This is a genomic window from Pseudomonas sp. B21-009 (genome assembly GCF_024749345.1).
Lineage (GTDB): Bacteria > Pseudomonadota > Gammaproteobacteria > Pseudomonadales > Pseudomonadaceae > Aquipseudomonas.
In genome coordinates this window covers 2,487,341-2,513,176 of sequence record NZ_CP087199.1, presented here as the reverse complement: position 1 = coordinate 2,513,176, position 25,836 = coordinate 2,487,341, and the positions used below count along the sequence as shown (strand labels likewise).

Annotated in this window: 16 protein-coding genes; 10 read left to right on the top strand and 6 right to left on the bottom strand. The window is 64.7% G+C overall.

The genetic code is table 11. The features are described from left to right. Positions 1–15: 15 nt before the first annotated feature. A complete protein-coding gene (gene zwf / locus LOY34_RS11680; protein ID WP_195883851.1) occupies positions 16–1,518 on the bottom strand; it encodes a glucose-6-phosphate dehydrogenase in 1,503 nt (500 codons plus the stop codon). Further along, positions 1,515–2,498 carry a phosphogluconate dehydrogenase (NAD(+)-dependent, decarboxylating) gene (gnd, locus tag LOY34_RS11675; RefSeq protein WP_195883850.1) on the bottom strand — a complete coding sequence of 328 codons (984 nt, stop codon included), beginning with the start codon at positions 2,496–2,498 and terminating at the stop codon, positions 1,515–1,517. Before gnd ends, zwf begins: the two co-directional genes overlap by 4 nt. Before the next feature lie 197 nt (positions 2,499–2,695). On the opposite strand from gnd, the gene LOY34_RS11670 reads away from it, so the two are divergent. The 9 genes from LOY34_RS11670 (at position 2,696) to LOY34_RS11630 (ending at position 16,177) form a co-directional block, all read left to right on the top strand. Next, positions 2,696–2,863: a DUF6026 family protein gene (locus tag LOY34_RS11670; protein WP_176794265.1), complete on the top strand. Its 168-nt coding sequence runs from the start codon at positions 2,696–2,698 to the stop codon at positions 2,861–2,863. 453 nt (positions 2,864–3,316) lie between these two features. Further along, complete coding sequence (gene glgA, locus LOY34_RS11665; protein WP_195883849.1) at positions 3,317–4,876, top strand: glycogen synthase GlgA; 1,560 nt, start codon at positions 3,317–3,319, stop codon at positions 4,874–4,876. A gap of 16 nt (positions 4,877–4,892) precedes the next feature. Then, positions 4,893–6,671: a malto-oligosyltrehalose trehalohydrolase gene (gene treZ, locus LOY34_RS11660; RefSeq protein WP_230090848.1), complete on the top strand. Its 1,779-nt coding sequence runs from the start codon at positions 4,893–4,895 to the stop codon at positions 6,669–6,671. Continuing rightward, positions 6,664–8,736: a 4-alpha-glucanotransferase gene (gene malQ / locus LOY34_RS11655; RefSeq protein ID WP_195883848.1), complete on the top strand. Its 2,073-nt coding sequence runs from the start codon at positions 6,664–6,666 to the stop codon at positions 8,734–8,736. The genes treZ and malQ overlap by 8 nt, the downstream gene beginning before the upstream one ends. Then, a complete protein-coding gene (locus LOY34_RS11650) occupies positions 8,733–11,498 on the top strand; it encodes a malto-oligosyltrehalose synthase (RefSeq protein ID WP_195883847.1) in 2,766 nt (921 codons plus the stop codon). Before malQ ends, LOY34_RS11650 begins: the two co-directional genes overlap by 4 nt. Positions 11,499–11,516: 18 nt before the next feature. Further along, positions 11,517–11,768, top strand: coding sequence for a DUF2934 domain-containing protein (locus LOY34_RS11645; protein WP_093383704.1), 252 nt, complete (start codon positions 11,517–11,519; stop codon positions 11,766–11,768). Between the two features lie 113 nt (positions 11,769–11,881). Next, positions 11,882–14,038 carry a glycogen debranching protein GlgX gene (gene glgX, locus LOY34_RS11640; RefSeq protein ID WP_195883846.1) on the top strand — a complete coding sequence of 719 codons (2,157 nt, stop codon included), beginning with the start codon at positions 11,882–11,884 and terminating at the stop codon, positions 14,036–14,038. Continuing rightward, the gene (locus LOY34_RS11635) at positions 14,028–14,795 is read left to right on the top strand and encodes an endonuclease/exonuclease/phosphatase family protein (protein ID WP_195885990.1); all 768 of its coding nucleotides are present in this window, start codon (positions 14,028–14,030) and stop codon (positions 14,793–14,795) included. Before glgX ends, LOY34_RS11635 begins: the two co-directional genes overlap by 11 nt. 311 nt (positions 14,796–15,106) lie before the next feature. Beyond that, positions 15,107–16,177, top strand: a complete 1,071-nt coding sequence (locus LOY34_RS11630) for an autotransporter outer membrane beta-barrel domain-containing protein (RefSeq protein WP_045198531.1) — start codon at positions 15,107–15,109, stop codon at positions 16,175–16,177. Between the two features lie 15 nt (positions 16,178–16,192). Here the strand turns inward: LOY34_RS11630 and glgB are convergent, their stop codons facing one another. The 3 genes from glgB to LOY34_RS11615 are packed head-to-tail and all read right to left on the bottom strand — an operon-like array spanning position 16,193 to position 23,753. Further along, positions 16,193–18,403, bottom strand: a complete 2,211-nt coding sequence (glgB, locus tag LOY34_RS11625) for a 1,4-alpha-glucan branching protein GlgB (RefSeq protein ID WP_195883845.1) — start codon at positions 18,401–18,403, stop codon at positions 16,193–16,195. Beyond that, positions 18,404–21,715, bottom strand: coding sequence for a maltose alpha-D-glucosyltransferase (treS, locus tag LOY34_RS11620; RefSeq protein WP_195883844.1), 3,312 nt, complete (start codon positions 21,713–21,715; stop codon positions 18,404–18,406). It lies immediately after the preceding gene. Positions 21,716–21,728: 13 nt separating this feature from the next. Continuing rightward, positions 21,729–23,753 carry an alpha-1,4-glucan--maltose-1-phosphate maltosyltransferase gene (locus LOY34_RS11615; protein ID WP_195883843.1) on the bottom strand — a complete coding sequence of 675 codons (2,025 nt, stop codon included), beginning with the start codon at positions 23,751–23,753 and terminating at the stop codon, positions 21,729–21,731. A 107-nt stretch (positions 23,754–23,860) separates the two neighbouring features. Between LOY34_RS11615 and LOY34_RS11610 the strand changes: the two genes are divergently transcribed. Next, complete coding sequence (locus LOY34_RS11610) at positions 23,861–24,055, top strand: hypothetical protein (protein WP_195886044.1); 195 nt, start codon at positions 23,861–23,863, stop codon at positions 24,053–24,055. 100 nt (positions 24,056–24,155) lie between these two features. Here the strand turns inward: LOY34_RS11610 and LOY34_RS11605 are convergent, their stop codons facing one another. Beyond that, the gene (locus LOY34_RS11605) at positions 24,156–25,829 is read right to left on the bottom strand and encodes an AMP-binding protein (protein ID WP_195883842.1); all 1,674 of its coding nucleotides are present in this window, start codon (positions 25,827–25,829) and stop codon (positions 24,156–24,158) included. Between the last annotated feature and the right edge of the window lie 7 nt (positions 25,830–25,836).

Sequence of the window (25,836 nt, the reverse complement as noted above, 5' to 3'; positions counted from 1 at the left end):
CTTGTGCGTGAACCCTCAACCAATCGGGTGCCAGACCCGCCGATCGCGGGTCAGCAGTTCGTCCGCCGCAGTCGGGCCGTTGTCACCGGCGGCATAGGGCTGCACCTCGCCGCCCTCCTGCCAGGCATCGAGGAACGGCTGCACCGCGCGCCAGCCGTTCTCGATGTTGTCGGCGCGCTGGAACAAGGTCTGGTCGCCGGTCAGGCAGTCGTAGATCAGCGTCTCGTAGCCGGTGGACGGCTGCATCTTGAAAAAGTCCTTGTAGGCAAAACCCAGCTCGACGTTCTCCATGGCCAGGGCCGGGCCCGGTCGCTTGGCTTGCAGGTCGAACCACATGCCTTCGTTGGGCTGGATCTGGATCTTCAGATAGTTGGGCTTGAGCCGCTCGACTTCGGTATCGCGAAACTGGGCATAGGGCGCTGGCTTGAAGCAGATGGCAATCTCGGTGTCGCGCACGCTCATGCGCTTACCGGTACGCAGGTAGAACGGCACGCCGACCCAGCGCCAATTGTCGATCATTACCTTGAGGGCGACGAAGGTTTCGGTGTTGCTGTCGGGCGCGACCCGAGGTTCTTCGCGGTAACCGGGGACCTTCTTGCGCCCTTGTTTGCCAGCGCTGTACTGGCCGCGTACCGAGTTTTTCAGGGCCATGTTCTTCGACCAGGGCCGGATCGCGCCGATGACCTTGGCCTTCTCGCTACGCACCGCATCGGCGCCAAAGGCCGCCGGCGGCTCCATGGCGACCATCGCCAGCAACTGGAACAGGTGGTTGGGGACCATGTCGCGCAAGGCGCCGGTACTGTCGTAGAAGGCGCCGCGGCTTTCGACGCCGACGGTTTCGGCAGCGGTGATCTGCACGTGATCGATGTAGTGGTTGTTCCAGAACGCTTCGAACAGGCCGTTGGAAAAACGGCTGACGAGGATGTTCTGCACCGTCTCTTTGCCCAGGTAATGGTCGATGCGGTAGATCTGCTTTTCGCTCATGACCTTGAGCAGGCAGGCATTGAGCGCTTCGGCGCTGGCCAGGTCCGAGCCGAAGGGTTTTTCCACCACCACCCGGCGAAAGCCGGCGCTTTCGTCGAGCAGGCCAGCGGCGCCCAGGCGCTGCACCACTTCGCTGAAAAAGCGCGGTGAGGTGGCCAGGTAGAACACCGCGTTGGCGCTGGGGTTGCTGCGGATGCGTTCGGCGATGGCCTGGTAGGTGGCCTCGTCGAGAAAATCGCCGGTGAGGTAGCCGATGCGTTTGGCCAGGCGCGCCCAGAGTTTGTCATCCAGGCACTTGCTGGCGCCTTCGCTGGCCCTGTCGCGTTCGCGCATGAAGGCTTGCAGGCGCGCGGCGAATTCGTTGTCGGTGGCGGCGTTGTGGTCGACGCCAACGATGCGCAAGCCCTTGTCGAGCAGGCCATCACGGCTCAAGTTGTACAACGCCGGCATCAACAGGCGCTTGACCAGGTCGCCGTTGGCACCAAACAGGAACAGGTTGCAAGGCGGGGCCGCTTCGATTTGTGTTTTGCTCATTCGGCTTTCTTCTCGACGTGGCCACCAAAGCCAAAACGCATGGCCGACAGCATGCGGTCGGCGTAGGTGCCCTGCTGCTGGCGCGAACGGAAGCGGGCGAACAGCGCACTGGACAGCACCGGCACCGGCACCGCCTGTTCCACCGCCGCATCGATGGTCCAGCGCCCTTCGCCGCTGTCGGCCACCGAGCCGCTGTAGCCGCCCAGTTGCGGGTCGGCCACCAGGGCGTCGGCGGTAAGATCCAGCAGCCAGGAGGTGACCACACTGCCACGGCGCCACACTTCGGCGATTTCCGCCAGGTTCAGGTCAAAGCGCTGCTCGGCCGGCACGGCATCGCTGCCCTTGCTCTTGAGCAGGTCGAACCCTTCGGCATAGGCCTGCATCAGGCCGTATTCGATGCCGTTGTGGATCATCTTCACATAGTGCCCGGCACCTGCGGGCCCGGCATGAATGTAACCCTGCTCGGCACGCCCGGCCGGGCCCTGGCGGCCGCGGGTGCGGGGGATCTCGCCAACCCCGGGGGCGAGGGTGGCGAACAGCGGGTCGAGGCGGTCGACCACCGCCTGCTCGCCACCGATCATCATGCAGTAGCCGCGCTCCAGGCCCCAGACGCCGCCCGAGGTGCCGACATCGATATAGTGCAGGTTGCGCTTGCCCAGCTCGGCGGCGCGGCGCATGTCGTCCTTGTAGAAGGTATTGCCGCCGTCGATGATCACGTCGTCGGCGTCGAGCAGGTCAGCAAGCTGGGCGATGGTCTGCTCGGTCGGCTCACCGGCCGGAAGCATCACCCACACCGCCCGGGGTTTCTCCAGCTTGCCTACCAGCGCGCCAAGGTCATGGGCGCCGTTGGCGCCTTCCTTGACCAGGGTTTCCACTGCCTGACGATCGCGGTCATGCACCACCATGCGGTGCCCGCCACGCATCAAGCGCCGTGCAATATTGCCGCCCATGCGGCCCAGCCCCACGATTCCCAATTGCATGTGCGATGCTCCCCTGGAATGAAAAATAGCGCCTCAGGCCTTCAAGGTTAGTCCAGCCCTCGCGTGCTTGGTTCAGCGACGAACGGCAAGACAGCCAGAAACAAAAAAGTTCCCAAGGCCTGCAAAAGAATTCAGAATCGCCGCCGATCCAGCAGCTACGCTGTTAGAAAAACGAACCACCCTATGCGAGGTGTGCAATGGGAACCCTTCTGCCAAAAATGCCTGCCCAGACCCTCTACGTGACGGTACACCGCGACGAGCTGCGTCGCCTTAAAGAAGAGCGCGAGCAGTTGCAACAACAGGTCGCCCAACTCAGTCTGCTTCTGCAGCAAGCCCAGGACGGCCAGTTGCCAGCGCGCAGCTGAGCGTCCCCGCGGTTGGTTGTGCACCTGATGCTTTCTGCCCTGCTTGACGGCATTTCTCCCGCCTAAGCCGTCTGAAACGTTGTGCCACAACCTGCAGCCGCGCTGCTGCAGGTTCCTACGAGCAAAAGTGACCAGCGGGTCACATTCTTCACGAATTCTCTCCTACACTCGGTATTCGGCCAGACATCGCCCGGAAAACTCGACTGAAAATAGTCGAAACTTCTGCAATCGCGGTAGGTCAGGAACTAAGTAGGCCATCGATTCCGCTTCAACGGACGCGGCCCACCCACCCCATATCGTCACCACGCCGTCGGCAGGACGCCGGCTTGCGTAGCGCTTGTGCGCTTGGCTGCGGGGCATGGAAGGCAAGGCAATACCACTCACAGAGAACAGTATCGGTAGACAAACAACAACGGGCGCCCACGCCCGCACAACATAGGGACGGAGAGAAGTATGATCAGTGCCGCTGTCGAACCTCATGTAGAGCAATTCACCCCGGATTCGCGTGAACCGCTTGCAGCGGATTTCACGCCGACAGCCAAGGCACTGGGTGCTGACCCCAGACATTCTTCACATAAACGCAAAGTGTTGTTCGTCACCTCGGAAATCGCCGACCTGGTCAAGACCGGCGGCCTGGGCGATGTCTCGGCGGCGCTGCCACGGGCCATGCGTCACCTGCACGATGTGCGGGTGCTGATCCCCGGTTACCCGCAGGTGCTGGAAAGCGACAACCCGATCCACCTGGTCGGCGAGCTGGGCGGCCACGCGGCCTTGCCGCCCTGCAAGATCGGGCGCATGGACCTGGCCGATGGCCTGGTCATCTATGTGTTGATCTGTCCCGAGCTGTACCAGCGCGAGGGCACGCCCTACGGTGCCAACAACGGTCGCGACTGGCCCGACAATCACATCCGCTTTGCCCGCCTGGGCCTGGCCGCGGCAGAAATCGCCGCCGGTGAAGGCATGGTCCACTGGAAGCCCGACCTGGTCCACGCCCACGACTGGCCGGCCGGCCTGGCCCCGGCCTACATGCACTGGCGCGGCCTGCAGACGCCGACCCTGTTCACCATCCACAATCTGGCCTACCAGGGCGTGGTCAGCCGTGCCTGCTGCCCGGAACTGGCGATCCCCGACCATGCCCTGCAACAGGAAGGCATGGAGTTTTACGGCAAGCTGTCGTTCCTCAAGGCCGGCCTTGCCTACTCCAGCCACATCACCACGGTCAGCGCCACCTATGCCCGGGAAATCACTACGCCCTCGTTCGGTTGCGGGCTGGATGGCTTTCTCGCCAGCAAGGCCCAGCAAGGCCTGCTCAGCGGTATTCCCAACGGCATCGACGAGAGCTGGGACTCGGCCAGCGACCCGCACCTGGATCACCCCTTCAGCCTCAACGACTGGCACGGCAAGGCCGCCAACAGCCGCCAGGTGCGTGAGCTGTTCGGCCTGCAACCTTCGAACGGGCCACTGTTCGCAGTGGTTTCGCGCCTGGTCTACCAGAAAGGCCTGGACCTGACCCTGGGGGTGGCCGAATACATCGTCCGCCAGGGTGGCCAGATCGCGATCATCGGCCGTGGCGAACCGGAAGAAGAACAGGCCATGCGCGAACTTGCCCTGCGCCATCCCGGGCAGATCGGCGTGCGCATCGGCTTCAACGAAACCGATGCCCGGCGCATGTTCGCCGGCAGCGACTTCCTGCTCATGCCGTCGCGCTACGAGCCCTGCGGCCTGAGCCAGATGTACGCCCAGCGCTTTGGCTCGCTGCCGGTGGCGCGCAACACCGGGGGCCTGGCCGACACCATCGAGAATGGCGTCACCGGTTTTCTGTTCGATGAATCGACCGTCGACAGCTACCGCGAAGCACTGGGCCGGGCGTTCTACGTGTACAGCAAGAAGAACCTGCTCAATGCCATGCGCTGCCTGGCCATGACCCAACCGTTCAACTGGTGCCAGGCCGTCGAGCCTTATGCCCGTCTTTATCAGGAGCTGGTCGAAAGCGCCCGAGCAACCCCACGCTGAAGCGGAGATGGCAGGTATGCCCTTGAGGTCACAGGAACACGCGACCCACGGGGCCGTGATGCTGGACAGCAACAGCGCCCGGTTTGCCCTGTGGGCACCGGACGCACAGCAGGTGGAGGTTGAATTCGACGCCGGTGCGCGCCAGCCCTTGCAGGCCCAGGCCGACGGTTGGTTCGTCGGCCAGCTGCCGTGCAAGGCCGGTGACCGCTACCGCTACCGGATCGACGCCACGCTCACGGTGGCCGACCCGGCGTCGCGCTACCAACCCGACGGCGTGCACGGCCCCAGCCAGTTGCTGAACCCCGCAGCCTACCGCTGGCAGTACCCCGACTGGCGCGGGCGCCCCTGGCCTGAGGCGGTCATCTACGAGCTGCATGTCGGCCTGTGCGGCGGCTATGCCGGGGTGATCGAGCGCTTGCCGGCCCTGGCCGAGCTGGGCATTACCGCCATCGAGCTGATGCCGCTCGGGCAATTCCCCGGCGAGCGTAACTGGGGCTACGACGGCGTCCTGCCGTTCGCTGCACAGCACAGCTATGGCAGCCCCGAGCAACTGCGCGAACTGATCGACCAGGCCCACGGCCATGGCCTGATGGTGCTGATGGATGTGGTCTACAACCACTTCGGCCCGGACGGCAATTACCTCGGCCAGTACGCCAGTGGCTTTTTTCGCCAGGATCGCCATACCCCGTGGGGCGCGGCGATTGATTTTCGCCGCCGCCAGGTGCGCGACTTTTTTATCGAGAACGCCCTGATGTGGCTGCAGGAGTACCGCGTCGACGGTCTGCGCCTGGACGCCGTGCACGCCATCGACGACCCGGATTTTCTTGCCGAACTGGCGCGCCGGGTGCGCAGCGAGATCACCCCGGGGCGTCAGGTATGGCTGACCCTTGAGAACGAACACAACCAGGCGCACCTGCTTGAACAGGGCTTCGATGCGCAGTGGAACGACGACGGTCACAACGCCCTGCACGTGCTGCTCACCGGCGAGCAGGAGGCGTACTACGCCGACTACAGCGAGTCGACCATCGAAAAACTCGCGCGCTGCCTGAGCCAGGGCTTCGTCTTCCAGGGCCAGCCCGACCGCAACGGCCATCCCCGCGGCGAGCCCAGCGGGCATTTGCCCCCCACGGCCTTCGTGCTGTTCCTGCAGAACCACGACCAGATCGGCAACCGCGCGTTCGGCGAGCGCCTTAACCAACTGTGCCCGCCCCAGGCCTTGCGCGCAGCCACCACCCTATTGCTGCTGGCGCCGATGATTCCGCTGCTGTTCATGGGCGATGAATGGGGCTGCGAGCAACCTTTTGTGTTTTTCACCGATCACCACGATGAACTGGCCGATGCCGTACGCGAAGGCCGGCGCGCCGAGTTTGCCGGTTTTGCCGACTTCGCCGATACCGTCACCCGCTCGCGGATTCCCGACCCCAATGCCCTCGATACCTTCGACGCTTCGCGGCCGCGGCCAACACACTCAAACCAACAGCCATGGTTGCAGTTGTACCGGCAATTACTGGCCCTGCGCGCCCGCCACATCGTCCCCAACCTGCCCGGCATCCATGCCCTCGGCGCCCGGGTGCTGGGGCCGCAGGCCTTGACGGTGCGCTGGCAGCTCGAACGCGGCGGCGAGCTGCGTATTGACCTCAACCTTGGCCCTACCGCGCAAGTGGCCGACCTGCCGGCCAGCGCTGCACGCCTGTTCAGCTGTAGCGAAAGCTGCATCGGCAACACGCAATTGCCGCCCTACACCACCCTGGTCAGCCTGCTGCCGACCACCCCAGCGGAGCCTGCCCATGACTGACCCACGCTTGCAGCAACTGGCCGAACTGGCGGGCCTGGCGGTGGACTGGATCGACGCCAACGGCCGCGCCCAGCGGGTCAGTGACCCGGCGCTGCAGCGGGTGCTGGCCGGCCTAGGCCACCCGGCCGACAGCGTTGAGGCGATCGAAGCCAGTATCCAGGCGCTGCTGCGCGCCCACGATGCCCGCCACCTGCCGCCGCTGTTGACGGTTGACCACGGCCTCCCCCTGCAGCTGTCCGGCTATTTTCCGCCAGCGATGGACTGCCAGGTGCTGCTTGAAGATGGCAGCGAACAACCGTTGCAACTGGATGATCAGGCCAGGCTCCCCGCCGGGTTGCCGATCGGCTATCACCAGGTGCAGATCGACCAGCAACAGTTCACCCTGGCCGTGGCGCCAGCCCGCTGCTACAGCATTGCCGATGCGCTGGGCACGCCGACGCCTCGCAGCTGGGGACTGAGCGCCCAGTTGTACAGCCTGCGCCGCCCCGACGATGGCGGCTATGGTGATTGCCTGGCCCTCGAGGCGCTGGTGCGCAGCGCCGCCGAACGCGGCGCCGATGCCCTGGCGATCAGCCCTCTGCACGCCATGTTCGCCAGCGACAGCCAGCGCTACAGCCCCTACTCGCCCTCCAGCCGGCTGTTTCTCAACAGCCTGTATGCAAGCCCGGCGGCGCTGCTCGGGGACCGTGCGGTGCGCATGGCCATTGAAGCCTGCCAGTTGCACGGGCCGCTGGAGCAGCTTGAACACCTGCCGCTGATCGACTGGCCGCAGGCCGCATCGTTTCGCCAGCGTTTGCTGCGTGCGCTGTACCGCGACTTTATCGCCACCGAGCACCCGTTGTTCGCCGACTTCGACAGCTATCGCCAGCACGCCGGCCCCGCCCTGGAACGCCACTGCCGCTTCGAGGTACTGCTGGAGCACGCGCTCAAGCGCGACATCGGCCAGGACTGGCGCGACTGGCCCGCTGCCTGGCACGACCCGCACAGCCCCGAGGTGAGTGCCTTCGCCCGCCAGCACAGCGAGGAGGTGGCGTTTCACGCCTTCTGCCAGTGGTTGATCGAACGCAGCCTGCAACGTGCCCAGGATGCGGCGCGCAGCCATGGCATGGGCATCGGCCTGATTGCCGACCTGGCGGTGGGTGCCGACGGCGCCGGCAGCCAGGCCTGGAGCCGCCAGGACGAGCTGCTGGCCGGCCTCAATGTCGGCGCGCCGCCGGATATTCTCAACCGCGCCGGGCAGAACTGGGGCATCTGCGCCTTCTCGCCCGAAGGCCTGCGACGCAACGGCTACCGGGCGTTCATCGAGATGCTGCGGGCCAACTTTGCCCATGCCGGGGGCCTGCGCATCGACCATGTCATGGGTTTGCAACGGCTGTGGCTGATCCCCCAGGGCGCCACCCCGGCCGAAGGAGCCTACCTGCACTACCCGCTCGATGATCTGCTGCGCCTGCTCAGCCTTGAGTCAGTGCGCCACCAGGCCATCGTGCTGGGTGAAGACCTCGGCACCGTGCCCGAGGGGCTGCGCGAAAAGCTCGCCGCGCGGGCCATCCTCGGCATGCGCGTACTGCTGTTCGAGCAAGACCCGCCCGGCCATTTCAAGCCCATCCTCGACTGGCCCGACAACGCCCTGGCCACCACCAGCACCCATGACCTGCCGCCACTGGCCGGCTGGCTGCAGGCCCGCGATATCGACTGGAACCAGCGCCTGAGCCTGATCGACGGCATCACCGAGCGGCACTGGCGCGACAGCCGCCAACACGAGCGCCAGGGCCTGCGGCGCACTCTTGAGCAGAACTACGGCCAGGCCCTGGCCGAGAGCGACGCGCTGATCGATGCCAGCATCCGCTACCTTGGCCATACCCGCGCGCCGCTGGTGCTGGTACCGCTGGAAGATCTGCTGGGTGTCGATGAGCAACCCAACCTGCCCGGCACCCTCGACAGCCACCCCAACTGGCGCCGGCGCTTTGCCCTGGCGGCCAGCGCGCTGCTTGACGACGCGGATGCGGCGCGGCGCCTGGAGCTGCTGGCGCAGGCCCGCGAACAAGCCTGGGAGCGTGACCGATGAAAGCCCTGACCGCGACCCTGCGCCTGCAGTTTCATGCCGACTTCGGCCTCGACCAGGCGGCGGCGCTGGTGCCCTACTTCGCCCGCTTAGGCATCAGCCACCTGTACGCCTCGCCGCTGCTGCGCGCGCGCCCCGGCTCGCGCCATGGCTACGATGTGGTCGACCCCGGGCAGGTCAGCCCGCATCTGGGCGGCGAAGCTGCACTGGAGCGCCTGGTGGCAGCGCTGCGCCTGCACGGTATGGGCCTGATCCTCGACATGGTTTCCAACCATATGGCGGTCGGCAGCGACAACCCCTGGTGGCAGGACCTGCTGGCCTGGGGCCGGCGCAGCCGCTATGCCGAGTTCTTCGACATCCAGTGGCACTCGCCCGACCCGCTGCTTGAAGGTCAGTTGCTGCTGCCGTTTCTGGCCGGTGACTACGGCGCGATGCTGCAAGGCGGCGACATCCCGCTGCGCTTCGACGCTGCAACCGGCCAGTTGCATATCCAGCACCACGAGCACCGCTTTCCGATCTGCCCGGCCGACTATGGCCTGGTGCTCGCCGAAGGTGGCGCAGCCCTGCAGACACTGGCCAGCCGCTTCAATGCCTTGCGCAGCGCTGACGATGCGCCGGCGCAGGCCAGGCCGCTGCTGGCCGAACTGGCGGCGCTGGCCCGCCAACAGCCCCTGGACGATGTGCTCGGCGCCTACGACAGCCGCAGCCCCGAAGGTTTCACGCGCCTGCACGCCCTGCTCGAACGTCAGTCCTACCGCCTGGCCAGCTGGCGCACCGCTGGCGACGATATCAACTGGCGGCGCTTTTTCGACGTCAACGAGCTGGGCGGCCTGCGGGTCGAACGCGCGGCGGTGTTCGAGGCCACCCACAGCAAGGTCTTCGAGCTGATCGGCCGCGGCCTGGTCGACGGCCTGCGCATCGACCACATCGACGGCCTGGCCGATCCGCGCGGCTACTGCCGCAAGCTGCGCCGGCGGGTCGACGGGCTCTTGGCCCAGCGCCCACTGGAGGCAGCGCTGGAGCACTTTCCGATCTATGTCGAGAAGATCCTCGGCGCCGACGAGCAGCTGCACCGCGACTGGCAGGTCGACGGCAGCACCGGCTACGAGTTCATGAACCAGGTCTCGCTGCTGCAGCATGATCCAGACGGCGAAGCAGAGTTGGCGGCGCTATGGAGCGCGCTAAGCGAACGCCCGGACTTCAGCGAGGAAGTGCGCCTGGCCCGCCAGCAAATCCTCAATGGCAGCCTGGCCGGCGATTTCGAGTCGGTGGCCCAGGCGCTGTTGCAAGTGGCCCGCGACGACCTGATGAGCCGCGACCTGACCTTGGGCGCCATTCGCCGGGCGTTGCAGGCGCTGATCGAGCACTACCCGGTGTACCGCACCTACATCAATGCCTGCGGGCGCCCGGCAGAAGATGAAGCGTACTTCCAGCAAGCCATGCGCGGTGCCCGCCAGTGCCTGAGCGAGGCTGACTGGCCGGTGCTCGACTACCTGCAGCGCTGGCTCGGCGGCGAGCCCTGGCGGCGCTTGCCGCCGGGCCGGCCGCGCAAGCACCTGCGCCACGCCTGCGTGCGTTTTCAGCAACTGACCTCGCCCACCGCCGCCAAGGCCGTGGAAGACACGGCCTTCTACCGCTCGGCACTGTTGCTGTCGCGTAACGACGTAGGTTTTGATGCCGAACGTTTCAGCGCCCCGGTCGAGGACTTTCACCAACATTGCCTCACGCGCCTTGAGCAGTTCCCGGACAACCTGCTGGCCACCGCCACCCACGACCACAAGCGCGGCGAAGACAGCCGTGCGCGCCTGGCAGTGCTCAGCGAACGCAGCAGCTGGTTTGCCAGCCGGGTCGAACACTGGCGCGAGCTGGCCAGCCCCTTGCGCAGCACCCTGGCCGACGGCGAAGCGCCAGGTGCAGGCGATGAGCTGCTGCTGTACCAGACCCTGCTCGGCAGCTGGCCACTGGACCTTGATGAGAACAATCCGTTGGCGCTTGAGGCCTATGCCGAGCGCCTGCGCCAATGGCAGCGCAAAGCCCTGCGTGAAGCCAAGTTGCGCAGCAGCTGGAGCGCCCCGAACGAGGCCTATGAACAGGCCTGCCTGGATTTCATCGACACCCTGCTGCTGGAGCGCGCCAGCCAGCAGTTGCGTCATTCCCTGGCCGAGGCGGCGCAGGCCATCGCCTGCCCGGGCGCCCTCAACAGCCTGGTGCAGTGCCTGCTGCGCATGACCGTGCCCGGGGTGCCCGATCTGTACCAGGGCAACGAGTTCTGGGACTTCAGCCTGGTCGACCCGGACAACCGCCGCGCGGTGGACTTTGCCGGTCGGCGCCAGGCCCTGGCGGATGGCACCACAACGGCGCAGTTGCTCCAGGACTGGCGCAGCGGCCGGGTCAAACAGGCGCTGATCAACCAGGTGCTGGAGTGGCGCCAGCAGTCCCCGCAGCTGTTCCTGCGCGGTCAGTACCTGCCGATCGAAGTGCGCGGCAGACACGCCGGGCGGGTCCTGGCGTTTGCCCGGGTGAGCGCTGAACAGCGCGCCGTGGTGGTGGTGCCGCGGCTGGCCTGCAGCTTGCTTGGCCAATCACCGCTACCGCTGATCCCGGCGCAGAACTGGGACGATACCCGGCTGGTTTTGCCGTTTGCCTTGTCGCCTGGCAATTGCTCGGGACTTTTTGCCACAGGCGCAGTCACAGCCTCAAAGGAGCTGTGGCTGAGCACTGCACTCAAGGAGTTTCCGGTCAATCTGTTCGTTGAACATCGTTAAGTCCTCAGGAGCGTAGAGATGAGTGTCGAAGAAAAACGTATCCGTGAATTCGCCTATCAGATCTGGGAGTCGGAAGGTAAGCCCGAAGGCCAGGAAGAGCGGCACTGGGCGATGGCGCGCAAGCTTGCCGAGGCCGAAGCGCTGGCGCCCAAGGTAACGCCGCGCAAACCGGCCAAGGCGCCGCCGGCCAGTAACGCCAAGGCCAAGCCGGCAAGCACTGCGCCAGCGCCGAAAAAGCCCAGGGCAAGCAAAAAGCCACCGACTGCATGAACCTGATCGCCGGGCAAGCCCGCTCCTGCACAGCCTGTGGGAGCGGCGGTGCGACGCCTCGACTTGCCCCGCGATATCCCCTGTGACAACCCCCGGTCTGATCAAGGATTTCCATGAGCAAGCCAAAGCCTACCGCCGAAGTTCACCTCGAACCCTCGCGCATCCGCGAGGGCCTGCCCTTCCCGCTGGGTGCCAGCTGGGATGGGCTGGGGGTCAATTTTGCCCTGTTCTCGGCCAACGCCACCAAGGTTGAACTGTGCCTGTTCGATGCCAGCGGCGAGGTCGAGCTCGAACGCATCGAGCTGCCGGAGTACACCGACGAGATCTTCCACGGCTACCTGCCCGATGCCCATCCCGGGCAGATCTACGGCTACCGCGTACACGGCCCGTACGATCCGGAAAACGGCCACCGCTTCAACCCCAACAAACTGCTGATCGACCCCTACGCCAAGCAACTGGTCGGCAGCCTGAAATGGTCCGAGGCGCTGTTCGGTTACACCATCGGCCACCCCGACGGCGACCTTAGCTTTGATGAGCGCGACAGTGCGCCGTTCGTGCCCAAGTGCAAGGTCATCGACCCGGCCTACACCTGGGGGCGCGACCAGCGCGTGGGCATTCCCTGGGAGCGCACCATCCTCTATGAGGCCCACGTGCGCGGTATCAGCATGCGCCACCCGGCGGTGCCAGAGGCCAATCGCGGCACCTTTGCCGGGCTGATGTGCGACGAACTGCTGGGGCATATCAAGCAGCTTGGGGTGAGCTCGATCGAGTTGCTGCCGATCCATGCCTTCGTCAACGACCAGCATCTGCTGCAAAAGGGCCTGAACAACTATTGGGGCTACAACAGCATCGCCTTTTTTGCCCCGCACCCGCGCTACCTGGCCAACGGCAAGATCGCCGAGTTCAAGGAGATGGTCGCGCACCTGCATGACGCCGGTCTGGAGGTGATTCTCGACGTGGTCTACAACCACACCGCCGAAGGCAACGAGCTGGGCCCGACCCTGTCGATGCGCGGCATCGACAATTGCTCCTACTACCGGCTGATGCCCGATGACAAGCGCTTCTATATCAACGATTCGGGCACCGGCAACACCCTCGACCTGAGCCACCCCTGCGTCTTGCAACTGGTCACCGACTCGTTGCGCTACTGGGCCGGCGAGATGCACGTCGACGGTTTTCGCTTCGACCTGGCGACCATTCTCGGCCGCTACCACGAGGGCTTCGACGAGCGTCACAGCTTTCTCGTTGCCTGCCGCCAGGACCCGCTGCTCAGCCAGGTCAAGCTGATTGCCGAGCCCTGGGACTGCGGCCCCGGTGGCTACCAGGTGGGCAATTTCGCCCCCGGCTGGGCGGAATGGAACGACCGTTTTCGCGATACCGTGCGGGCTTTCTGGAAAGGCGACGAAGGCCAGCTGGCCGACTTTGCCGCGCGCATGACCGCCTCCGGCGAGCTGTTCAACCGCCGCGGGCGCAGGCCCTACGCCTCGGTCAACTTCATCACCGCCCATGACGGCTTCACCCTGCGCGACCTGGTGTCGTACAACGACAAGCACAACGAGGACAACGACGAAGGCAACCAGGACGGCAGCAACAACAACCTGTCATGGAACCACGGCGTCGAAGGCCCTACCGACGACCCCGCGATCAAGGCCCTGCGCCTGCGCCAGATGCGCAATTTCTTCGCCACCCTGCTGCTGGCCCAGGGTACGCCGATGATCGTCGCCGGCGACGAGTTCAGCCGCACCCAGCACGGCAACAACAATGCCTACTGCCAGGACAGCGAGATCGGCTGGATCAACTGGGAGCTGGACGAGGATGGCGCGGCGCTGCTCAAGTTCGTCAAGCGCCTGACCAAGCTGCGCCTGGCCTACCCGGTGCTACGCCGTTCGCGTTTTCTGGTCGGTGACTACAATGAGGCGATCGGGGTCAAGGACGTCACCTGGCTGGCGCCGGACGCCAGCGAGATGAGCGTCGAGCAATGGCAGGACGCCCACGGGCGCTGCCTGGGCATGCTGATGGATGGCCGCGCCCAGGTCAGCGGTATTCTGCGCCCCGGCGCCGATGCCACCTTGCTGCTGATCGTCAACGCCCACCACGATACCGTGGCCTTTACCTTGCCCGAGGTGCCGGAAGGCGAATACTGGAACTGCCTGATCGACACCGACCGGCCGCAACTGCGCAAAGGCGAGCATCATGACTTTGGCAGCGAGTTCCAGGTCAGTGGCCGCTCGTTGCTGTTGCTGGAGCTGTTCCGTGACGATGATGTCTGAAAACCAGACGGCCGCGGTCAAGCGCCTGCGGGTGCTGACCGTCAATACCCACAAGGGCTTTACCGCCTTCAACCGGCGCTTCATCCTCCCCGAACTGCGTGAAGCGGTGCGCAGCACCCGCGCTGATATCGTCTTTCTCCAGGAGGTGCTCGGCTCCCACGACCGCCATGCCGCCCGTTACGCCGGCTGGCCGCAAACCTCGCAGTACGAGTTTCTCGCCGACAGCATGTGGAGCGATTTCGCCTACGGGCGCAATGCCGTGTACCCGGACGGCCATCACGGCAACGCGCTGTTGTCCAAGTACCCGATCATCGAACACCGCAACCTGGATGTCTCGATCACCGGCCCCGAGCGCCGCGGCCTTCTGCACTGCGTGCTGGATGTGCCCGGGCAGCGCGAGGTGCATGCCATTTGCGTGCACCTGTCACTGCTCGAAAGCCACCGGCAACAGCAGCTGCAACTGCTGCGCAAGCTGCTCGACTCGCTGCCTGGCGATGCCCCGGTGATCATCGCCGGCGACTTCAACGACTGGAAACTGCGCGGCAACCGCACCCTCAACCTGCACCGCGACCTGCACGAAGCCTTCGAGCGCCATCACGGCCTGCTTGCCCGCACCTATCCGGCGCGCTTGCCGCTGCTGCGCCTGGACCGCATCTACCTGCGCAACGCCCACAGCCATGCCCCGCAAATTCTCGGCAACAAACCCTGGAGCCACCTCTCCGATCACCTGCCATTGGCCGTGGAAGTGCAGCTTTAGCAATCATTCGGCATAGCCGCACCGCTGGAAAGAGCGGTTGCGGCTATAGGAAGTAAATTTTTGTTTAATTTCAGCTAATTGCCACTACCAATAGCTTGACAACGGTTATTTCACGCTTTCTTGACGCCCGCCCCGTCCTCTCCTTAGCTACAAGTAATGCAGCAACTGCAGATTCCATTCCGAGCCTCTAGCGCGCGCTTTTCAGCGCGCGACAGGGACCGGTTTGCTGGTTTGGGTCGCCCTCTGGTTTTGCTTTACAGCCCGTGACATCAGGCCAGAACCCTGGCTTATAAAAACAGAGGAGAACCGCCATGAAAAAAACTCCGAATCCTGCGGGCTTTGAGTATGTTTTCTATGCGGTTTCCACGTCGCTGCTACTGGCAACCCCGTTGGAAACCCATGCATTGGGCCTGGAGGATAACGACCCGTTCAACAACCTGGTGCAGGCCCAACCTGTACTTTCGCTCAACCCGGTCAGCGCCAGCGGCCTGGGCCTGAGCACCCTCGGTGCGTTTTCCGAACGCCTGGCCGAACGCCATGCGCCAGCACCGAACGACAGCATCGCCAGCCAGTGGGCGCAGTTTTTCCCGACTGCAGTGCGCACCTCAAGCCCAGAGGCCGACAACCTCGCCACGCCAAACCAGAGCCTGCAAATCAGCCCCGATCTGTTCGTTCGTGAAACCGGCGGCGGCAATACTCACCGCGCCGGTTTCTTTGTCGGCCACAGCAACCTGCAAAGCGGTTTCGACGGCCTGCGCAAACCCCAGGTCGGCAACAAAGAGAGCGTGCTCAACCTCGACGGGCAAAGCCTGGGTGTGTACTGGAGCATGACCCACGACCAGGGCTGGCACCTGGATGCGGTGGCCATGGGCACGCGCTTTGATATCAATGGCCGCAGCGAGAGCGGCCAGCGCCTGGATGGCAACGGCCACGCCCTGACCCTCTCGGTCGAGGGCGGCTACCCGATCAGCCTGGGCAACAACTGGACCCTGGAACCGCAAGCGCAGTTGATCAACCAGCAGTACTTTCCCGGCAGCCAGACCCAGACCGACACCCAGCAAGCCTTTGACCAGCAGCCCAACTGGACCGGCCGGGTCGGTGCCAAATTGTCGGCGCGCTACAACGTGCGCGGCATGCCGATCGAGCCGTTCGTGCGCACCAACGTCTGGTACGACTTCTCCAATGCCGACACCGTGAGCCTGGACAAGGTCGACAAGATCAGCAGCGGGCGCAACTCCGCCACCGTCGAACTGGGCTTGGGCCTGGTGGCGCGGGTCACGCCGAAAGTGGCGCTGTTTGTCAGCGCCGACTACAGCAGTGATGTCGATGACAATGACCTCAACGGCCTGATCGGCAACCTGGGGGTCAGGGTGCGCTGGTGATGCGAGCGCTGGCCATCACTGCGGCCGCAGGATCAACACCCCCAGCGGCGGCAGGTTGAGCCGCAACGACAGCGGCTGGCCATGGCTGGGCTGGGCCTGGCTGGCCACCTCGCCAAGGTTGCCGTAGTTGGAGCCGGCATAGCCCTCGGCATCGCTGTTGAACACCTCGGCCCAGCGCTCGCCAAACGGCACGCCGATGCGATAGCCCTCGCGCGGCACCGGGGTGAAGTTGGCCACCACCAGCAACGGCTCGCCGTTCACGCTCCAGCGCAGCCAGGCATACACACTGTTGTGCGCGTCATCGCCGATCAACCATTGAAAGCCTTGCGGCACGCAGTCCTGTTCGTGCAGCGCACGCTCGTCGCGGTACAAACGGTTGAGGTCGCTGACCAGCCGTTGCACACCCAGATGCTCGGGGTACTTGAGCAGGTACCAGTCCAGTTCGCTGTCGTGGTTCCACTCGCGCCACTGGCCGAACTCACAGCCCATGAACAACAGTTTTTTGCCCGGATGGGTCCACATGAAGGTCAGGTAGGCGCGCAGGTTGGCGAATTTCTGCCAGCGGTCGCCGGGCATCTTGTCGATCAGCGAATGTTTGCCGTGCACCACCTCGTCGTGGGAGATCGGCAGGATGAAATGCTCGGAGTAGGCATAAATCAGGCCGAAGCTCATTTCGTTGTGGTGATAGGTGCGGTGGATCGGGTCGTTCTGGATGTAATGCAGGGTGTCGTGCATCCAGCCCATGTTCCACTTGTAGGCAAAGCCCAGGCCGCCCTGCTGGGTCGGCTGGCTGACGCCTGGCCAGGCCGTGGACTCTTCGGCAATCACCAGGGCGCCGGGGGCCTCCAGGGCCACCACGTCGTTGAGGTGACGCAAAAAGTCGATGGCTTCGAGGTTCTCGCGCCCGCCATGGCGATTCGGCACCCACTCGCCGGCCTTGCGCGAGTAGTCGCGGTAGAGCATCGAGGCCACGGCATCGACGCGCAGGCCGTCGATATGAAAATGCTTGAGCCAGTGCAGCGCCGAGGCCAGCATGAAGCCGTGCACTTCGGTGCGCCCAAGGTTGTAGATCAGCGTGTCCCAGTCCTGGTGGAAGCCCTCCAGCGGGTTGTCGTACTCGTACAGCGCGGTGCCGTCGAAGCGCGCCAGGCCGTGGGTGTCGGTGGGGAAATGCGCCGGCACCCAGTCGAGGATCACGCCGATCTGCGCCTGGTGGCAGGCGTCGATAAAGGCGGCAAAGTCTTCGGCACTGCCGTAGCGCGCGGTCGGCGCGTACATCGACAGTGGCTGGTAACCCCAGGAGCCGCCAAACGGATGCTCCATGATCGGCATCAGCTCGATATGGGTAAAGCCCAGCTGCTGGATATAGGGCACCAGGCGCTCGGCCAGCTCGCGCCAGTTGTAAAAGCGCGCCACTTCGCCATTGTCGTCCAGCTCACATTGCCAGGAGCCGGCGTGCAGTTCGTAGATTGACAGCGGCGCGCTGCTGGCCTGGCGTTCACCACGCAGCTGCATCCAGTCCTGGTCTTGCCACTCATGGGCCAGGGGGCCGGCGACCCTTGAGGCGGTGCTCGGCGGTAATTCGGTGGCGCGGGCCAGCGGGTCGGCCTTGAGCGGCAGGATGCCGTCGCGCCCGAGCACTTCGTATTTGTACGCTTCGCCGGCCCGCAGGCGCGGCACAAACAGTTCCCAGACCCCGGACGGATGGCGCAGGCGCATGGGGTGACGGCGGCCGTCCCAGTTGTTGAAATCACCAACCACCGAGACCCGCCGGGCGTTCGGTGCCCACACCGAAAAGCGCACGCCATCGACGCCTTCGACATTCAGCGGTTGCGCGCCCATCGCCGCCGCAAGATCACGGTGGTTGCCCTCGGCAAACAGGTACAGGTCCATGTCGCCGAGCAACGGCCCAAAGCTGTAGGGGTCTTCGGTAATCTGCTCGCCGCCGGCCCAGTTGATCTGCAACAGGTACGGCTGCGATTCGCGCAGATGAGTGATGAACAACCCCGGTACCGGCCCCTGCTCCAGCTCTGCCAGCACGCGACTGTCGTCACGGGCCAGCACCCGTACGTTCAGAGCGTTGGGCAGGTAGGCGCGGACAAACTGGCCACCAGCACCATCCGGGTGCGGACCGAGCACCGCGAACGGGTCGGTATGTTCGGCTCTTACCAGGGCATCGATATCGCGCTGCCCCAGTCCTCCTTCCTCGCGCTTGCGTTGCGTCATTTACTGCTCTCCCCAGGTACTGATCAGACCATGCAGGCCATGCAAAGGCACGGCCAGCCAATGCGGACGGTTCTCGGCTTCGTAGAGGATTTCGTAGGCGACTTTTTCGAGGCTGAACAACGCCAGCGCCGCCTGCTCGCCGTCAGCCTGCTGCCAGGCATGGGGCATGGCCGCGGTGGCCAGCCCATAGGCCTCGACAAAAGCATGCCGGGCCTGGTGCAGGTAACGGCGGGCGACGCGCTGACGCGCCTGACGGGCAGCCTCGCAAAGGTCGACAGCAGAAGCACTGCGCAGCACCATCGCTGCAGCATAGTCGAAGGAACGCAGTACGCCGCTGACATCCTTGTACGGGCTGTGCCTGGCTCGCCGCTCATCCAGCGGTCGCGCCGGTTCGCCTTCGAAATCGATCAGGTAGGCATCGCCCTGCACCACCAGCACCTGGCCCAGGTGCAAGTCGCCATGTACACGCATTAACAGCCCGCCGACCGCCTGTTTGCTCAGTTCGGCTATGTGCTTGAGCAGGCTCTTGCGTTGCTGTTGCAGGTCGTCGACCAGGGCCTGGCTGGCGCTGTCGAGGCTGGCGCGATGTGCTTGCAGCAGGTCCAGGGCGCGGCTCAGCTGGGCGCTGATGTGCGTGTTCCAGGCCTGGCTGTCGCGGCTGCTGCTGGCCCGCGGCTGGAACGCCGGATCGGCGCTGGGCGCCGCCAGCAGCAGGTGCATCTCGCCCAGGCGCTGGCCGAGCAAGGCGGCAAAATCGGCAAGGTCCTGCAGGGCATCGGTGTGCACGTCCCGATCGTTGCTCGAAGGCTCCATCTCGTCGCGGATGGCCCGCTCGAGGTTGTTCTGGGTCCAATCCCAGGCGTCGCCCTGGTTGCTCAGGTAGCCCTGGGCGATCATCAGCAGGTGCGGTTGCGCCTTAGCGTCGACGCGGCTGACCCAGGCCAGCAGCGGCGAGATATTGGCAAAGCCTGCGGCCGTCAGGTAGGCGCTCATCTCCAGCTCAGGGTGCACCCCGGGGTTGACCCGGCGGATCAGCTTGAGCACCAGGCTGCCACCGACCACCACCGAACTGTTGGACTGCTCGGCGCTCAGGTAGCGCACTTGCGCGTCGTCGCCCAGGTTCAATACCGCCAGTTGTTCTGTGGCGGTAAAACGCAGCTCGCCCTCGCTGCACGGCAAGCGCAAGCCGTCCTTGCAGCCGGTCAGCACCGCGCGCACGAAGCTCTCAAGCACGAAGCCATCGGTGATCAGCCCCACCTGGCGGCCGCGGCGCACCCGCGCCAGGGCCAGTTGCTGCGGCGCCGGGCTGTTGATGTTTTCTTCGCCGATCAGGCCGAACGGCAGTTGATAGCGGCTGCTCTGGCCGCCGCCCTGCACGTCGATCTCGCTGAGCAGCACCGGGCTGGTGGCGTCGCCAAAACGCACGCCGTAGGCGATCTGCACCTGTTCGATGCGGCTTTCCTTGCCGGCAAACCAGCGGCGCTTGGGCAGGTACTGGGGCAGGATGCTGTCTTGCAAAGTGGCCCGCGACGGCGCTTCAAGCAGCTCTTCCATGCGCTTTTTCAGCACCAGGGTGGTGAACTCCGGCAGGCTCTGGGCCGGTTCCATGTGCCAGCTGGGCATCTGGTCCTTGTCAGCGAGCAGGAACCAGTAAAAGCCGTAAGGCGGCAAGGTCAGCAGAAACGGCAACTGGCCGATCGGCGGGAAGGCACTGCCGCCGAGCATCTCCACCGGCACCTTGTCGGCGTACTGCTGCAGCTCAAGCTCAGCCGCCTGTGCGGCGCGCGAGACGTTGGCCACGCAGAGGATGATCTCGGTCTTGCCGTCGCTGCCGGTGTACTCGCGGATGTAGGCGAGAATCCGCCGGTTGCTCGGCGTGAGCATCTTCAGTGCGCCGCGGCCGAAGGCTTTTTGCTGCTTGCGCACCGCCAGCAGGCGGCGGTTCCAGTTCAATAGCGAATGCGGGTCGTGGGCTTGGGCCTCGACGTTGACCGACTGGAAGCCGTACAGCGGGTCCATGATCGGCGGCAGCACCAGGCGCGCCGGGTCGGCGCGCGAAAACCCGCCATTGCGGTCGATCGACCACTGCATCGGCGTGCGCACGCCATCGCGGTCACCCAGGTAGATGTTGTCGCCCATGCCGATTTCGTCGCCGTAGTACAGGGTCGGCGTGCCGGGCATCGACAGCAGCAGGCTGCACAAAAGCTCGACCCGGCGCCGGTCGCGCTGCAGCAACGGCGCCAGGCGCCGGCGAATGCCGAGGTTGATCCGCGCTCGGCGATCCTCGGCGTAGTAGTTCCACAAGTAGTCGCGCTCGCGGTCGGTGACCATCTCCAGGGTCAGCTCATCGTGGTTGCGCAAGAAGATCGCCCATTGGCAGTTGGCCGGGATCTCCGGGGTCTGACGCAGGATGTCGGTGATCGGAAAGCGGTCTTCCTGGGCCACGGCCATGTACATGCGCGGCATCAGCGGGAAGTGAAAAGCCATGTGGCATTCATCGCCCTGCCCTTCGCCAAAGTACAACTGGGTGTCTTCCGGCCACTGGTTGGCCTCGGCCAAGAGCATGCGGTCGGGGTAGTTGGCATCGATCTCGGCGCGGATCTTTTTCAGCACCTGGTGGGTTTCGGGCAGGTTCTCGTTGTTGGTGCCGTCGCGCTCGATCAGGTAAGGGATGGCGTCCAGGCGCAGGCCGTCGACGCCCAGGTCGAGCCAGTAGCGCATGACCCCGAGCACCGCCTTGAGCACCTGCGGGTTGTCGAAATTGAGGTCCGGCTGGTGCGAGTAGAAGCGGTGCCAGAAGTATTGTCCGGCCACCGGGTCCCAGGTCCAGTTGGATTTCTCGGTGTCGAGGAAGATGATCCGCGTGCCGTCGTACTTCTGGTCGCTGTCGGACCACACGTAAAAGTCCCGGGCCTTGCTCCCCGGCTTGGCGCGCCGGGCTTTCTGGAACCACGGATGCTGGTCGGAGGTGTGGTTGATGACAAGTTCGGTTATCACCCGCAGGCCGCGCTTGTGCGCCTCGGCAATGAAGTGCTTGACGTCAGCCAGGGTGCCGTAGTCGGGATGCACTGCCTTGTACTCGGCGATGTCGTAGCCATCATCGCGCCGTGGCGAAGGGTAGAACGGCAGCAGCCACAGGGTGTTGACCCCAAGCTCGGCGATGTAGTCGAGCTTGGCGATCAGGCCGGGGAAGTCACCGATGCCATCGTTATTGGAATCAAAGAAGGATTTGACGTGTACCTGGTAGATGATCGCGTCCTTGTACCACAACGGATCATCGATAAAGGCGGCTGGGCGGGCGCGCTTGGCCATGCTCGACTCCTTTCTAGTGGGCTTTTTCGATACGCCAGACAGCGAACGGCAGGTGCCAGGGCTCGATGCGCATCCATTGGGTCTTGCCATGCCAGGTCCAGCGATGGCCACTCATCAGGTCTTCGCCGAAGGTGTCGGCATGGTCGTCCAGGCCCAGCTCCCACAACGGCAGCTCGAAGTGCGCCTCCTGGGCGTTGTGCGGGTCGAGGCTGACGGCGATGAGGATGAAGTTGTCGCGCTCGGCAGTGCGTTTGCCGAAGTACAGGATGTTGTCGTTCCAGGCGTTATAGAAGGCCACGCCCAGGTGGGTGTGCAAGGCCGGATTCTGCCGGCGGATGCGGTTGAGCTGGGCGATTTCGGCGATGATGTTGCCTGGCTGGCTGAAGTCGCGCGGGCGGATCTGGTACTTCTCCGAATCCAGGTATTCCTCCTTGCCTGGCACCGGCGTCGCCTCGCACAGCTCGAACCCTGAGTACATGCCCCACAGGCCCGAGCCCATGGCCGCCAGCGCGGCGCGAATAAGGAAGCCGGCACGCCCCGATTCATGCAGAAAGTACGGGTTGATGTCCGGGGTATTGACGAAGAAGTTCGGCCGGTAGCAGTAGCACCACGGCGGCTGGTTGAGCTCCTCGAAGTAGCTTTGCAGCTCGGCCTTGGTGTTGCGCCAGGTGAAGTAGCTGTAGCTCTGGGAGTAACCGACCTTGCCCAGGCGCGCCATCATCGCAGGCTTGGTGAAGGCCTCGGCGAGGAAGATAACGTCCGGGTACTGGCTGCGCACATTGGCGATCAGCCAATGCCAGAACGGCAAGGGCTTGGTGTGCGGGTTGTCGACGCGAAAGGTCTTGACCCCCTCCTTGACCCAGCCCACCACCACATCGCGCAGCGCCAGCCACAGGGCCGGTACCGAATCGGCGGCATAGAAGTCGACGTTGACGATGTCCTGGTACTTTTTCGGTGGGTTCTCGGCGTAGCGGATGCTGCCGTCCGGGCGCCAGGAGAACCAGCCCGGGTGCTCCTTGAGCCAGGGGTGGTCCTGGGAACACTGGATGGCAAAATCCAGGGCGATTTCCAGGCCATGCCCGGCGGCGGCGGCCACCAGCCGGCGAAAATCCTCGCGGCTGCCCAGTTGTGGGTGAATCGCCTCGTGCCCGCCCTCGGCGCCGCCAATCGCATAAGGGCTGCCGGGGTCACCGGGCTCGGCCTGCAAGGCATTGTTGCGGCCCTTGCGGTGGCGCACACCGATCGGGTGGATGGGCGGGAAGTACAGCACGTCAAAGCCCATGTCGCGGATCATCGGCAAGCGTTGGTGCACGTCATTGAAGGTACCGTGCCGTTCGGGGTCGTCGGTGACCGAGCGCGGAAACAGCTCGTACCAACTGGCGAACCGGGCCTGGATGCGTTCGACATCCAGCGGGTATTCAGGGCTGCGGCTGAGGTAGGTACGGTGCTCGGCCTCGGCCATCAGAACGGCGGTGTCCGGGTGCAGCAGCAAGGCCACCTGCTCGTCGACGGGCAAACCGGGCAGGTGCTGGTACAGGGCCTGCAGCTGGTCACGCAGGGGGCCGTTGCTGCGACCAATATTGTGCTCGATCTGCAGCAGCCCTTCCTGCAACTCCAGCGGCACCGCGACGCCTGCGTTGAATTTCTTCTCCAGGTCGTGGCAATAGGTGGCGAACGGGTCGATCCAGGCCTCGATGCTGAACAGGTGGCGGCCCTGCTCGCTGACGGTGAATTCGGCCTGCCACAGGTCATTGCCGGCAAACTGCATCGGCACGCAGTGCCAGCGCCGGCTGTGGGCCTGGCGCCAGTTGAGCATCACTGCCAGGGCGTCATGACCGTCGGCGTAAACCTTGCTGCTGACCTGCACCGGCTCAGCGACCACCGCCTTGACCGCAAACAGCCCGCCATCAAGCACCGGCACGGTGTTCTCGATCACGATCCGCGGTTCGAGCAAGGCCTGGGACAGGCTCAGGGCCTGGTCCGGGTGGTCGCTAGCCGCAGTCATACGGTCGGTTTCGAAGGGCTCATCGCGGGTCATCGAACGTTGCTCCGTTATGAAGTGGCGGTAAAGGTTCAGAGCGGGGGCGCGGCCCGGGGTTCAAAAAAAATGAGCGATTGGCCGGGCCCGGGGTCGAAACCCTGAGCATGCCATCCACAACCCCGTTGCGAGGTCAGGCCATGAACATTCCCATCCCGGCTGAAACGCCCGATCCGAATATCGACGACCCGACACTGCCACCGCCGGTGCCAGAGCAGGACCCTGATGAGGTGCCGGTGCAACCGACGGTGCCGCCCACCGTGGGCGACCCGCCGAGTAACGAGCCGCCGGTGAAAGCGTAGAGGATTATTGGCAGTCAGCACCGGCCTCATCGCTGGCAAGGCCAGCTCCCACAGGTCTAGTGTGGGAGCCGGCCTTGCCGGCGATGCAGGCGCCGCCGAATCAGCGTTTGATCAGCTCTTCAATGCTGATCTCGCGCATCCTGAACTTCTGCACCTTGCCGGTCACCGTCATCGGAAACTCATCGACAAAGCGGAAGTAGCGCGGGGCCTTGAAGTGGGCAATGCGGCTCTTGCACCACTGTTGCAGTTCGATCTCGCTGGCGCTGTGGCCGGGGTGAAACTTGATCCAGGCGACGATCTCTTCGCCATAACGCTCATCGGGTATGCCGATCACCTGCACATCCGCCACCGCCGGGTGGGTAAAGAAGAACTCTTCCAGCTCGCGCGGATAGATGTTCTCACCGCCGCGAATGATCATGTCCTTGTTGCGCCCGGCGATGCACACATAGCCGGCCTCGTTCATGCTCGCGAGGTCACCGGTGTGCATCCAGCCGGCCGGATCGATGGCTTCGCTGGTGGCCGCCGGGTTACCCCAGTAACCGAGCATCACGCTGTAACCGCGGGTGCACAGCTCGCCGATCTGCCCGCGCGGCACAATGCAGCCCTGCTCATCGATGATCTTGCTTTCCAGCTGCGGCTGGGTCCGCCCTACCGTGGTCACGCGAAGTTCAAGGTCGTCATCGGCGCCGGTCTGCAACGACACCGGGCTGGTTTCGGTCATGCCGTAGGCGATCTGCACCTCGCCCATGTGCATCTCGCCGATCACCCGGCGCATCACCTCGATCGGGCAGGTGGCGCCGGCCATGATCCCGGTGCGCAGGGTCGACAGGTCCATCTCGCTACGTTGCGGGTGATCGAGCATGGCGATGAACATGGTCGGCACGCCATACAGGGCGGTGGCCTGCTCTTGTGCGACACAGCTTAACGTCAGCAGCGGGTCAAAGGCGTCGTTGGGGTAGATCATGGTGCTGCCATGGGTGACACAGCCGAGGTTGCCCATGACCATGCCGAAGCAGTGGTACAGCGGCACCGGGATCACCATGCGGTCGTGCTCGCTCAGGCCCAGGCTCTCGCCGACCATGTAGCCGTTGTTGAGGATGTTGTAGTGGCTGAGGGTCGCGCCCTTGGGGAAGCCGGTGGTGCCGGAGGTGTACTGGATGTTCACTGGTTGGTCGAACTGCAGGCTGTGCTGACGGGCCTGGAAGTCGGCCGGGTCGGTTTCGCTGGCCAGCCAGGCCAGGCGCTCCCAGGGCAGAAAGCCTGCTGGCGGCTGGGCATCAAGGCTGATCAACCCGCGCAGCTCCGGCAGGCGTTCGCTGCGTAGCTGCCCTGGCGCTTGCTGGGCGAGGTTGGGCAGCAGCTCGCCAAGCATGGCGTGATAATCGCAAGTCTTGAAGGCACCGGCGCTGATCAGCCACTGGCAGCCCGACTGCTTGAGCACGTATTCAAGCTCGCTGGTGCGATACGCCGGGTTGATGTTGACCAGGATCACGCCGATCTTGGCGCTGGCGAACTGGGCAATGCACCACTGCGCGCAATTGGGTGCCCAGATGCCTAAGCGATCGCCGGTTTTCAGCCCCAGCGCCATCAGCGCGCGGGCATGCAGGTCGACGCTGGCGGCCAGCGTCTGCCAGGTGTAACGCTGCTGCTGATGTCGCACCACCAGCGCTTCGCGCTGGGCAAAGCGGGCGACCGTCTGGTCGAATGCCTGGCCGATGGTCATGGCCAGCAACGGCTTGTCCTGACGGCCCTGGGTATAGCTCGGTTGATTCATGGCGGTC